Raw genomic sequence first — 13,208 nt, 5'->3', positions numbered from 1 at the left:
TTAATAAGAATAGATAATTTTGCTCATACCTTATGAAGAAAGATGGAGGGATTAGGCCCGTCGATATCTTAGCAACCCAAAGTAAAGTTGGGTGCTACATCCTACTCTAATTAGAGAAAGATAAGGACTTGCTTCACAATTCTTCCCATAAGGTTTTTAAAATATTTAGAATGAAATTAGACGATATACTAAAAGAACGCATCGTGATTTTAGATGGCGCAATGGGAACTATGATTCAGAAGCATAATTTACAAGAAGAAGATTATCGCGGAGAACGATTCAAAGATTTTCATACATCGCTAAAAGGAAATAATGATTTATTAGTTTTAACACAACCACAAATTATAAAAGATATTCACAAAGAATATTTGGCTGCTGGAGCAGATTTAATTGAAACAAATACATTCAATGCCAATATTATTTCAATGGTTGATTATGATATGGTTGATTTGGTTGATGAATTAAATTACGAAGCAGTTCGTTTAGCAAAAGAAGCTTGCGAAGAATATTCTACGCCAGATAAACCACGTTTAGTTGTCGGTTCTTTAGGTCCTACCAACAAAACTGCTTCTATTTCACCACAAGTTAATAATCCTAGTTACCGAGATGTTGATTTCGATACATTAGCAAATGTCTATTATCGTCAAGCAAAAACAATGTTAGAAGCTGGTGCAGATGCACTTTTAGTCGAAACAATTTTTGATACTTTAAATGCTAAAGCGGCATTTTACGGAATACAAGATGCAATTGAAAAAACAGGAATTAACGTTCCATTGATGGCTTCAGGAACAATTACAGATAAATCTGGACGAACACTTTCTGGGCAAACAACAGAAGCATTCCTTATTTCATTAGAACATATTGATTTAATTTCTGTTGGATTAAATTGTGCCTTAGGAGCAACAGATTTAATTCCTTATTTAGAAGTTTTAGCCGAAAAAGCTCCATTTTATGTAAGTGCTTATCCAAATGCGGGTTTACCAAATGCTTTCGGAGGATATGATGAAACACCAGAAATGATGCGAGATTTTATCAAACCTTTTTTAGATAAAAAATTAGTCAATATTTTGGGTGGATGTTGCGGAACAACGCCAGAACATATCAAATTAATGGCTGAATTAGCAGCGAAATACGAACCACGAAAAATTAGTGAACGATGTCAGGCTTAAAAATTCAACTTTCTGGATTAGAACCTTTAATTGTACGTGAAAATTCTAACTTCATAAATGTTGGTGAACGTACAAATGTAACAGGATCTAAAAAATTCTTACGATTAATAAAAGAAGAAAAATTTGAAGAAGCTCTTCAAGTAGCTCGTGATCAAGTTGACGGAGGCGCACAAATTATCGACATCAATATGGATGAAGGAATGCTTGACGGCGTTGCTTCTATGGTAAAATTTTTGCGTTTGGTTGCTTCTGAACCTGATATTTCGAAAGTTCCAATCATGATTGATTCTTCGAAATGGGAAATCATCGAAGCTGGTTTAAAAAACGTTCAAGGTAAAGCAATTGTCAACTCCATTTCATTGAAAGAAGGTGAAGAATTGTTTATTGAACATGCAAAGAAAATCAAACGATATGGTGCAGCAACAGTTGTTATGGCTTTCGATGAAAAAGGTCAAGCTGATAATTACGAACGCCGAATAGAAATCGTAAAACGTTCATATGATATTTTAGTCAATCAAGTAAAATTCAATCCACGAAATATCATTTTTGATGTTAATATTTTTCCAGTTGCAACAGGAATGGACGAACATCGACGTAATGCAATCGACTTTTTTGAGGCTACAAAATGGATCAAAGAAAATCTTCCACATGCATTAGTTTCGGGTGGAGTTTCGAATGTATCATTTTCTTTTCGTGGAAACAATGCTGTTCGTGAAGCAATGCATACAGCATTTTTATATCATGCGATAAAGCACGGAATGGATATGGGAATCGTCAATCCAGAAATGATTGAGATTTATGACGATATTCCAAAAGATTTATTAGAACTTGTTGAAGATGTTTTGTTAGATAGACGCGATGATGCAACAGAGCGTTTGATTGATTTTGCAGAACATCTAAAAGGTGTTACAAAAGAAAAAAAGAAAGATGATGCTTGGCGTGAATTGCCTTTGGAAAAACGTATTGAAATATCTCTAGTAAAAGGAATAACAGAGTTTATTGATGAAGATACAGCAGAAGCTTTAGAAAAAATTGGTTCTCCTTTGCGTGTTATCGAAGGTCCATTAATGGACGGAATGAATGTCGTTGGAGATTTATTCGGAAGTGGAAAAATGTTCTTGCCACAAGTTGTGAAATCAGCTCGAGTTATGAAAAAATCTGTTGCTTACTTAACACCATTTTTAGAAGAAGAAAAACTTAGAAATAAAACAGAAAAAGAGCCTTCTAAAATCTTAATGGCAACTGTAAAAGGTGATGTTCATGATATTGGTAAAAATATTGTTTCTGTCGTTTTAAGTTGTAATGGTTTCGAAATTATAGATTTAGGTGTAATGGTTTCTTCGGAAACAATTTTAGATGAAGCTCAGAAACATAATGTTGATGTTATTGGACTTTCAGGATTGATAACGCCTTCGCTTGATGAAATGGTTCACGTTGCAAAAGAAATGAAACGTCTTAATCTTGATATTCCTTTAATGATTGGTGGCGCAACAACTTCTAAAGCACATACAGCTGTGAAAATTGCTCCAGAATATGATAAAGCAATTCATGTTTTAGATGCTTCTCGTTCTGTTACAATTTGTCAAAAATTAATAGGAAATCAACAATCAGAATTACTTACAGAAACAACCACTGATTATACAAAAATTAGAGAAGGTTTCTTAAATCGTGCTGTATCAAAAGAATATTTATCGATCGAAGATGCAAGAAAAAATAAATTAAAAATAGATTTCGAAGAAAACAAACCATTCAAACCAAACAAATTAGGAATTTTCACGCACAAAGCAACAGTTTCTGATTTAAAAGATTTTATCGATTGGACACCATTTTTCAAAACATGGGATTTACACGGAAAATTTCCTGCTATTTTAGAAGACGAAATTGTCGGAACAAATGCTAAAGAATTATATGTTGATGCTTTATCTATGTTAAATAAAATTGAAACTGAAAATTTAGCTAAACCAAAAGCAGTTTTTGGACTTTTCAAAGCAAATACAATTAATGATGACACGATTGAATTATTTGATGAAAATGATAATAAAATAGAAGAATTTTATACACTTCGTCAACAAGCTAAAAAATCGAAAGAACAACCAAATATTTCTATTGCTGATTTTATTGCTCCAAAAGAAGCTCAAATACAAGATTATATCGGTGCATTTGCCGTAACTGCTGGTCAAGAAATTGAAGAAGTAGCCAAAGCTTACGAAACAAATTTAGATGATTACAATTCAATTATGGTGAAAGCAATTGCCGATCGTTTAGCTGAAGCTTATGCCGAATATTTGCACAAATATGTACGTACTGAGATTTGGGGATATGGAAAAGATGAAACATTATCGAATGATGAATTAATCGCCGAAAAATACAAAGGAATTCGTCCTGCTCCTGGTTATCCTGCTTGCCCTGATCATTTAGAAAAACAAACAATTTTTAAAATATTAGATGTCGAAAAAAATGCAGGAATCGAGTTAACAAGTTCTTTAGCAATGTATCCTGTTTCGTCTGTTTCTGGTTACTATTTCGGAAATCCAGAAGCAAAATATTTTGGAGTAGGAAAAATAAAAATGGATCAAATTGAAGATTTTGCTAAGCGCAAAAAAATCGATTTAGACAAAGCTGAACGATGGTTAAGTCCAAATTTAGCATAGAAAAGAATTAAAAAGTAAAGAAAAATTATAAATTTTCATTAACGAAATTTTTAAGATTAAAAACAGAATGAAAGTAATAGAACATATAGAACGTGCAAATGGAAAACCTTTGTTTTCTGTTGAGATTTTACCTCCTTTAAAAGGTCAAGATGTCAATGCAACGTTCAAAACCTTAGATCCTTTAGTAGAACTAAACCCTGCTTTTATCGATGTAACATATCATCGTCAAGAATATATTTACAAACAAAAAGAGAACGGATTATTAAAACGTTATCAAGTAAGAAAACGCCCGGGAACTGTTGCAATTTGCGCTGCAATACAAAATCACTATAAAATAGATGCAATTCCTCATTTAATTTGTGGTGGATTTACAAAAGAAGATACAGAAGATGCGCTAATAGATTTAAATTTCTTGGGAATTGATAATCTTTTGGTTTTACGTGGAGATGCTATTAAATCGGAAAAATCTTTTGTTCCAGAAGTTGGCGGACATGCTTATGCTTCGGAATTAATAGAGCAAATTACAGCTTTGAATACAGGAAATTATCTTGATGATGAATTACAAGAAACTCATTCTATGAATTTCTGTATCGGAGTTGCCGGTTATCCCGAAAAGCATTATGAATCACCAAATCTTGCAATGGATTTACATTATCTGAAAAAGAAAGTAGATTTGGGCGCAGATTATATCGTAACACAAATGTTTTTTGATAATCAAAAATATTTTGATTTTGTAAATAAATGTCGCGAAATGGACATTAATATTCCTATAATTCCAGGAATTAAACCTTTGACAACTTTTAATCAGCTGACAAAGATTCCACAAAATTTTTATTTGGATTTGCCACAGGATTTAGCAATGGAAGTTTTGAAATCAAAAGATAAAGAACATATTAAAGAAATTGGAATTGAATGGTGCATTCAACAATGTAAAGAATTGATTGATTTCGGTGTTCCAAGTTTACATTTTTATACAATGAGCAATTCTATCAATACAAAAAGAGTTGCTGAAGCAGTTTTTTAGAAATAAATAAAGATAAAAAAAAACGAACAATGTTCGTTTTTTTTATCTTATTGCAATTCTCTTTTTCGAGCTTTTTACTCGGTACATGATATAAATAACAAAGGCTAATAGAATCGAAAAAATAAAATACCGAATAGCTAAACCATTTTGAGTATTAACTTTTCCTGAACTAGAGATAATAAAACTTGTAATTGACGTAAGTATATAAGTCATTCCTCCCATCAAACCTCCTGCTACGCCAGAATTATTAGGAAAAGTCATCATGCTACTTGTGAAAAAAGATGTAAATAAAATCCCAGAACATATATGAATAAAGAAAGCAAAGAATAATAAAACATATAAATTTTGAACAAAAAATCCTGCAATAATCAGAATAGAAATTAAGCTTAATTGTACAATAACTGGTAAAGCTACACTTTCATTAAAATCGAGATGCATTCTTTTTTTACCGATAAATCCACCAATCATCCAAGAAAATCCTAAAATTAAAGTAGAATAACCAATCACAACAGAATTGAAATGATAAACATTTTCAATTAAAAAAGGTCCAATGATATTAAAAATCATCACAATTGAATAAGCAACTGCCTGAATCATTATTCCTAAAATAAACATCTTATTCTGTAACATCATTTTGTATGTATCAAGCATACTTTTCAAATTCAGTTTATTCTTTTTAGCAATACTTTCTCCGCTAAAAATTAGCTCAAACACTAATATAGTTGCAGCATAAATAGCTAAAAAATAAAAATTAGCATGCCAATTGAATAATTTTTCCAAATAACCTCCTAAAAATGGCGCTAAAATCGGTCCACAAGACCAAACTATAGTAAAATATCCCAAATAATGTTTTGCTTGCTCAGGTTTATGAATATCTATAAACAAAGCTCGTGTTGCGATTACAATAATTGCAACCGAAATTCCCTGAATAACACGCAAAATACAAATCAATAAAACACTATTTGTACTTGCGATAACTAAGCTAGAAAGTAACACAACTATTAATGCTACGATTTTTGGATAATATCTTCCTATTGCATCTAAAATACTTCCTATAAATAATTGTGACAATCCATAACTCAACAAAAAACAAGTCAACGTTAATTGTATACTACTTTCATTCACCATCAAGGCTTTTGACATCGAAGGAAAAGAAGGTAAATAAATATCTGTTACAAATCCAGAAATTGGAATCGAAAAGAAACCAATTATACTTACAATTTTTTTTCTCTTATCTGATGCTTCTCTCAACATAAATCATTTTTTTTACCATACAAAAGTAGAATGAATGTGAAATTATGGAATTAAATAAGACAAATAAAAAATTACAAAAATCAAATAAATCAACTTTCTTGCTTATATTTCAAAGGAGAAGTTGAAGTATGTTTCTTAAAAAAATTATTAAAATGAGCAGGTTCCTCAAAACCCAATGCATAACCAACTTGAGCAATATCCCAATCTGTGTACAACAACAAATTCTTTGCTTCTTCCATAATTTTTTGCTTAATGATTTGTGTTGTTGTTTGATTCGTTACAGATTTCACAGATGAATTAAGATGATTGACATGAACATTCAATTGATTTGCAAAATCTGCTGGCGTTTTTAAAACTAATGGATGAGCTGGAGAATCAAGCGGAAACTGTTTAGTCAATAATTCATCAAATTTCTTATATAATCTTACATTCGATGGCAATTTTACGGAATCTATTTCTTCCATTTTTTGTTCTAAAACATAATGAAAAATTGCTGCTAAATGATTACGAATACTAAAACATCTTAATTGATATTCAGAATGTTTCAAACGATACATTTCTTCGAAATAAGATAAAATTAACGGCAATTGTTCTTCTGGAATTTCAATAAAAGGAGAACTCCAATCCTTAAACAAGGATGTTTTTTTGAAGATATCAAATTCTTTGTTTTCCGAGAAAAATTGTTGATTAAATAAACAAAAATATCCTTCTTGAAAACTCGATTTGCATTCCCAAGTATAAGTAACATGAGGAGATGGAAGAAATAACGTTGGCTTAGAAATATAGGTTTCCTCATTTCCATATCGAAAAATTCCTTCACCAATCAACAAACTTATTTTGTAATAATCTCGGCGACCATATGGACTTTTGAAGCTACAATATTTACGCAAAGAAATATTAAAATGCGCTTTATCATCTTCAAAATTAGCTGAATTCATCAATTTAGCTTGTTCTAAACTAATTTTATTATAATAATCTGCAATTGTTTCTAATTCTTGACTCATAGTATTCTTACAAAATTCAAATAAACAAAATTTTAAAGTAATTTCATGTTAAAATTTATATTAATCCTAAATATTGTAATTTTTTATTAACTTTAATCAGATTAAAATCTCTTATAAAATGCCTTGGAATCCTGAAATATATAATCAATTCAAAAATATTCGTTATCAACCTTTTTATGATTTATCGAGTTTGATAACTGCGGACGATTTGAATAGTTGTGTAGATCTCGGTTGTGGAACAGGTGAACAAACAGCAATTCTTGCCAATAAATTTAAAAATGCGAACTTTTTAGGAATCGATTCATCAAAAGAAATGCTTGAGAAATCAAAAGAGTTTAATTTGCAAAATCTTGGTTTTCAACAAAAAACGATTGAAGAATTTGCTCATTCTGAAAAGAATTGGGATTTAATTTTTAGTAATGCAGCTTTGCAATGGTCGGATAATCATGAAAAATTATATCCAAAATTAATCTCAAAATTGAATACTAATGGCCAATTTGCAGTACAAATGCCTTGTCAAAAAGATAATACATTGAATATTATTTTAAGTCATTTAGCTAAAGAAAAACCATTTGTCGATTATTTGAATAATTTTCATCAAGATTCTCCTTTACTTACAATAGATGATTATGCAAAAATTATGTTTGATAATGGATTGAAAGATTTAAACATCAGCATGAAAGTTTATCCACTTTATGGAAATGATGAAACTGAATTTTATAATTTCATTTCTGGTTCTGCTCTAATTCCTTATATGGAACGATTAACAATAGAACAACAACAATTATTTACGACAGAATTTAAAGCTAGAATTAAAGAATATTACAACAAATTTCCTGCGATTTATTCATTCAAACGATTATTATTGTATGGAAGAAAAATTTAAATCATCAATCAAGAATATAGATTTTTTTATTTTTTAAACTAATACCTATTTTATTCCCAAACCAATTGATGCTTGTTTTTCCTTCATAAATTAATCCTTCTACAAAAACAACTTTCGGATCTTTCAATGTAAAATATTGATTAGAAATAGAATTTATATTTCCTCTGTAAAATTTTGTGGTAAGTTTTTCATCAAATTCACTTTTCTTTTCGCTAACTTCTAATTTAGCTTTATCAAGTTCTAATACTGAAATTAATTTATCGCTTAACCAATAAGAATTGTTCCCAGCGCCAGAATCTAATAAAACTTGGATTTTATACTTATCATTTAAAGTAATATAAGTGAATATATCAATTGACTTATCAGCGTTTGTACTTAATTGAATATCAAAAGATTTTAGATTTTTATTTGTTGAAAAATCCGTTAATTCAATTTCATTTTTATTAAAATCAATAATAAAATCTGTATCATGAAACATCTGTAAAGAAATCAATCCATCAATTCCTTCTATTTTCATATCAAATGTAGAATATGGAACTTTTAGAAACTTTTTCCCTGCAAAAAGAACTTCATTATTCTCATACAATGGAGCATCAATTTTTTCTCCAGTTGCACGATAAGCTGTTAGAAAATTATAAGTTGATTTTTGCTTAAAATCTTTTGCAAAGTTTTCAAAAAACAAATTAATTCCTCCTCCAGTATCAAAAATAAAGTTTCCTGCCTTACCATCAATATTCGCTGTTACTATAATATGTCCAGAAGGTAAAACTTGAATTGGAGCTTTCTGACTATATAATTGCGTTGAAATTATTAGAAATAAAGTTAGAATTAATCTTTTCATTTTATTAGTGTTATTTATTAGATTAATATACAATTTATTATTTTATAAAATCATTTCAATAAACATTTTATATAAAAAAACCGAGAATCTAATGATTCTCGGTTTATATGTTTTAATCTAAATCGTCTAAGACCGATTTTAAGATATTGCAACCTTTTATAATATCTTCGTCCGAAATATTAATTGGTGGAGTAATTCTTAAATTTTCGATGCTATACATCAAAAAGAAAAGAATCAAACCTCTGTTCATACATTCTTGTTGAACACGCAAAGCATATTCTGGAGAAGCTAATTCTGGAGCAAGCATTAAACCTTTTCCGTGAATTTTCTTAATTTTTGGATGTTGAAGATTTTCTCGAAATAATTGTTCTTTACGATCAATATCATCCATTAATTTTTCATCTTCCAATACATTTAGCAATTCTAATGCAGCGGCAGCAATTACAGGATTTCCTCCAAAAGTTGTAATATGTCCCAATTGTGGATTGTGTTTTAAAGAACTCATAATTTTGTTAGAAGTCATAAATGCACCAACAGGCAATCCACTTGCCATTCCTTTTCCCATTGCAACAATATCAGGAACAACACCAAAATGTTCGAAACCAAACAATTTTCCTGTTCGTCCAAATCCTGGCTGAATTTCATCCATAATTAATAAAGCGCCAACTTCTTCGCAACGTTTCTTTAACTTAATGAAAAAATCATTTTCTGGTAATCTAAAACCAGAAGCGCCGCGAATACTTTCTACAATAACACCAGCTGTTTCTTTGGTAATTTTTTGTAAATCTTCTTCGTTATTAAAATCGATGAAATAAACTTCTGGCAACAAAGGACGAAAAGCAGCTTTTTTGCGTTCATCTCCAGAAACGCTCAACGAACCATGTGTATTTCCATGATAAGCATTTCGAAAAGAAATTAATTGACGACGTCCTGTAAAACGTTTTGCTAATTTTAAAGAAGCTTCAATTGCTTCTGTTCCTGAATTTACCAAATAAACTTGCTCTAAACCTTCTGGCGTAGCATCAACCAATCGTTTACATAATTCGACAGGTTTTTCTTGTGCATATTCACCATAAACAGCAACATGCATATATTTGTTTACTTGATCTATAATTGCTTGATTGATACGCGGATGACTATGTCCGAGCGTATTTACCGAAACACCAGCTACAAAATCAAGATAGGCTCTTCCATCCTTCCCATAGATATAAGAGCCTTTTGCATAATCAACTTCAAAACCAGAAGCAAAATTTGTTGTTTGAGCCTGGTATTGAAAAAATTCTTCTTTTAATGTCCCCATTTTATTTTAATAAAAAAAGTACAGCAGCTCCACCTAATGCATACGACGCAACAGTAAGAGCATCTGATTTACCTTTTGAAAATTTTCTTATTTTGAATGATGAAATATCGTTTTTGTGAAACTTTAATTCTTTTTCAGTTCTTTTTACAACAGCATATAATGTATCAGATTTCCATTGCTTAGCTTCTATTGTATATTCTTTTCCTTGTGAATCTACTTTATAAAATTGGTTAGGCTGTATAACATCAGAAATTTTAATTGTAGATGGATCTATCATTTGATTTGCTTCTTTATTTTCTTGTTGTTTAGATTTTGAATCAGCCAATCCTTCATTTTCTTTTGAATCAGAAGAAATTTTATTTTCTCTAGCATTAAGTCGTTGTCTTCTCACTTCGTTAACATCATTTCTAGAACGATTTGCTTCGTGAATATTAACCGATTGATTGCTATTTTTTGCTAATTCTGCTGCATATTCTTCAGGATCAAAAGACTTGTATGTATAACAACTTGATAATAATAGAATAGATAATATGATAGATATAGTTTTCATTTATAGTTTTAGAAATTAAACGATTAATTTGTAAAAAGATTATTTCGATTCGACAAAAATATCTCGCCAAGTATTTAATCGTTCCGAAATTCGCCATTTAAAATCTGGTAAATAACGCATTTCTTCGGGAAACTTAGTCAAAGGATACATTTTTCCGTCAGATTTTATTCGGCAAGCAACCAATTCAACATCTTTTCCTACAACATCAACTTCTATAATTCCACAATATGAAATATTAACGCCATATCGTTCTTTCTCTTTCGTTTTCTGATCTGTATCATCCATATAAGTCAATGCTACAGCATTTTCTTCTACATTAATAAAATCAATATTATCATCTTGGAAAAGAACCGTTAAATATTTTCCTTTGATTTGATTATATTCATTTTCTGTAAGTGAATCGACTTTTGCAATAACAAATGCATTATTGAAAACCTTCATCGAATCAATTTTTTCAGTTTTTGCATTTATATATCCTTCAATAAAATCGCCGGTTACTTGATTATCTCCAGAAAATAAAATTGGATCTTTGTAAAATTGCATCAATCCTTTTGTTTGATTATAAACCAAAGAATCTGATTTTCCATTTACATTCGATTTATAAAAACGTGCTTTGTGAAATGCTTTTACAAAAGAAGTAGAATCTACATCGTGGCGTTTTACTGCCAACAAAGTATCTGCACTGATGTAAAGCGAATCTTTGTCGAATGCTTTTACCGCATATGCATTTTTGGTAACAAAAGCCGAATCTAAATGTTTGAATGCTTCTCCATAATCTCCTTTCAAAAATCTTTTCTCAAGAGGATCATCCAAAAAAACATCTCCTTCTCCTTTTCCAAATCCTGTTTTATCGTTAAAATAAAGCTTTTTTGCAGTTAAAGTTTTGTTTTGATAATAAACTTTTGAGTTTTGTCTAAGCCAAGCTTCGCCAGTTTTTTTATTAAAATCTCCGTCAGAAGTTATGATATATTGCGAAGGATCATTTCGGCGTGTAATTTTAGAATAATCGCGAAAAGTTGTAATTCCCGTAATATCATTGGTTGTCATTTTTCTTGAATAAATCGTATAATCTTTATTCGTAATAAAAACTTCTGAACCAAAATTGGCTGATTTATTTTTGACATTATATACAACATTTCGTCCTTCGACTAAAGTTCCATCAGAACCAATTGTTTTGTAATTATCGTTAACAATAATATTTCCTGTCAAACGCTCAAAAATCATTTTCTCTGAACTGATTTGTTGCGTTGGTGTTCTTACTTCTACTTTTCCAATTCCTGTTGCAATTTCAGTTGTTCGATTATAATCCATATAATCTGCCGTTATACGAGAACCAGGATCTGTTAAAACAACGTCTTTAAAAGCTTTTGCAATGGTTGTGTTAGCATCATATTCCATTTTATGCGCCGTAATTGTTTTGTCTTTGCTTACCAAACGAGCATTCGACCAAACAACAGCCAAGTTTTTATCACGATATAAAACTGCACTATCAGCAGAAATTACATCACCTTTATATTCTATTACAACATTTCCTGATAAGAATTCATTTCCTTCAAAAAGTTTTGGACTTCTTTCTGTCAAATCAGCATGTTTAAGAATAACTTTTTCTTTTTTAGGTTTCTGTTGAGCAAAAGTATGTATTGTTAGAAAACATGAAAGCAAAAAAGCAACTTTCAAACCTATTTTATTTCTATTTATATAATTAGTTAACAATTATTTCTATTTTAGATTTAACCTCTTTTTCATTTATAAAAATGATAGCCAAAATTAGTGTTATTTTTTTAGTACTAAAAATTAATTATCACGTTATATAATGCGTTTGAATAATTAAAATTCATCAACTTTTTAAATCATTCAAAATGATGAAGACTTCAAATTTATAAATCTTATCTACTTTTCTTAACACAAAAAAAATTACAGAGAAGAATGAAAGTAAATAATATAAAATTAATGAATTAGAAACACAAAAAGACCTTTTACTAAATTGTAAAAAGTCTTTATATTGTATAAAATCAAGTTTAATTATTTTTTTCGAGTACCGTAAAAATACAATGAATGATTATCAATTTTGATATCAAAAACTTCCTCTATTGTTTGTTTAATTGACTGAATTCTAGGATCGCAAAATTCTAAAACTTCTCCTGTATCAGTCAAAATAATATGGTCATGATTTTTATCAAAATATGATTTTTCATAATGTGCTTGCTGATCACCAAACTGATGTTTACGTACCAATTTAGCATCCATTAATAATTCTATTGTATTATATAATGTCGCACGACTAACGCGGTATTTCTTATTTTTCATTTTGATATATAACATATCAATATCAAAATGATCATCTGTAAAATAAATTTCCTCTAAAATAGCATAACGTTCAGGTGTTTTACGATGTCCATGTTCTTCCAAGAAATTTGTAAACACTTGTTTTACTACTTCGTAATTACTTGATTTTACTGATTCGTTTGTCATATAAAAAATTTATGTAAAGATAGATATTATTTCCGTACTAAAGTAACGATAATTTCT

11 protein-coding genes and 1 riboswitch are annotated in these 13,208 nt (G+C 29.8%); of the genes, 4 read left to right on the top strand and 7 right to left on the bottom strand.

Annotated elements, in window-relative coordinates; genetic code table 11:
- Positions 1-27 precede the first annotated feature (27 nt).
- Positions 28-127, top strand: a riboswitch (SAM riboswitch).
- Positions 128-170: 43 nt separating this feature from the next.
- The 3 genes from ACMHJW_RS03380 (at position 171) to metF (ending at position 4,844) form a co-directional block, all read left to right on the top strand.
- Positions 171-1,169: a homocysteine S-methyltransferase family protein gene (locus tag ACMHJW_RS03380; RefSeq protein ID WP_413532012.1), complete on the top strand. Its 999-nt coding sequence runs from the start codon at positions 171-173 to the stop codon at positions 1,167-1,169.
- On the top strand, positions 1,157-3,820 hold the full coding sequence (gene metH / locus ACMHJW_RS03375; protein WP_413532011.1) for a methionine synthase: 2,664 nt from the start codon (positions 1,157-1,159) through the stop codon (positions 3,818-3,820). Before ACMHJW_RS03380 ends, metH begins: the two co-directional genes overlap by 13 nt.
- A gap of 67 nt (positions 3,821-3,887) precedes the next feature.
- On the top strand, positions 3,888-4,844 hold the full coding sequence (gene metF, locus ACMHJW_RS03370) for a methylenetetrahydrofolate reductase [NAD(P)H] (RefSeq protein WP_413532010.1): 957 nt from the start codon (positions 3,888-3,890) through the stop codon (positions 4,842-4,844).
- A 42-nt stretch (positions 4,845-4,886) separates the two neighbouring features.
- Here the strand turns inward: metF and ACMHJW_RS03365 are convergent, their stop codons facing one another.
- Together ACMHJW_RS03365 and ACMHJW_RS03360 are read right to left on the bottom strand one after the other, a co-directional pair.
- Entirely contained in the window at positions 4,887-6,098 is a 1,212-nt protein-coding gene (locus tag ACMHJW_RS03365) for an MFS transporter (RefSeq protein WP_413532009.1), read from the bottom strand.
- A gap of 89 nt (positions 6,099-6,187) precedes the next feature.
- Positions 6,188-7,102 carry a helix-turn-helix domain-containing protein gene (locus ACMHJW_RS03360; protein WP_413532008.1) on the bottom strand — a complete coding sequence of 305 codons (915 nt, stop codon included), beginning with the start codon at positions 7,100-7,102 and terminating at the stop codon, positions 6,188-6,190.
- Positions 7,103-7,220: 118 nt separating this feature from the next.
- Between ACMHJW_RS03360 and ACMHJW_RS03355 the strand changes: the two genes are divergently transcribed.
- Positions 7,221-7,988 (top strand): methyltransferase domain-containing protein, encoded by a 768-nt coding sequence (locus ACMHJW_RS03355; protein WP_413532007.1) that lies wholly within the window; start codon positions 7,221-7,223, stop codon positions 7,986-7,988.
- Between the two features lie 4 nt (positions 7,989-7,992).
- On the opposite strand, the gene ACMHJW_RS03350 is transcribed toward ACMHJW_RS03355, so the two are convergent.
- The 5 genes from ACMHJW_RS03350 to ACMHJW_RS03330 form a co-directional block, all read right to left on the bottom strand.
- Positions 7,993-8,829 (bottom strand): hypothetical protein, encoded by an 837-nt coding sequence (locus tag ACMHJW_RS03350; protein WP_413532006.1) that lies wholly within the window; start codon positions 8,827-8,829, stop codon positions 7,993-7,995.
- 112 nt (positions 8,830-8,941) lie between these two features.
- On the bottom strand, positions 8,942-10,129 hold the full coding sequence (locus ACMHJW_RS03345) for an aspartate aminotransferase family protein (protein WP_413532005.1): 1,188 nt from the start codon (positions 10,127-10,129) through the stop codon (positions 8,942-8,944).
- A 1-nt stretch (position 10,130) separates the two neighbouring features.
- Positions 10,131-10,679: a hypothetical protein gene (locus ACMHJW_RS03340; protein WP_413532004.1), complete on the bottom strand. Its 549-nt coding sequence runs from the start codon at positions 10,677-10,679 to the stop codon at positions 10,131-10,133.
- Between the two features lie 39 nt (positions 10,680-10,718).
- Positions 10,719-12,392, bottom strand: a complete 1,674-nt coding sequence (locus tag ACMHJW_RS03335; RefSeq protein WP_413532003.1) for an OstA-like protein — start codon at positions 12,390-12,392, stop codon at positions 10,719-10,721.
- A 309-nt stretch (positions 12,393-12,701) separates the two neighbouring features.
- Positions 12,702-13,151, bottom strand: a complete 450-nt coding sequence (locus tag ACMHJW_RS03330) for a Fur family transcriptional regulator (RefSeq protein WP_413532002.1) — start codon at positions 13,149-13,151, stop codon at positions 12,702-12,704.
- Between the last annotated feature and the right edge of the window lie 57 nt (positions 13,152-13,208).

The organism is Empedobacter brevis (assembly GCF_965118635.1).
GTDB lineage: Bacteria > Bacteroidota > Bacteroidia > Flavobacteriales > Weeksellaceae > Empedobacter > Empedobacter brevis_A.
The sequence above is the reverse complement of the archived record's forward strand: the minus strand, read 5'-3'. Positions and strand labels throughout refer to the sequence as shown.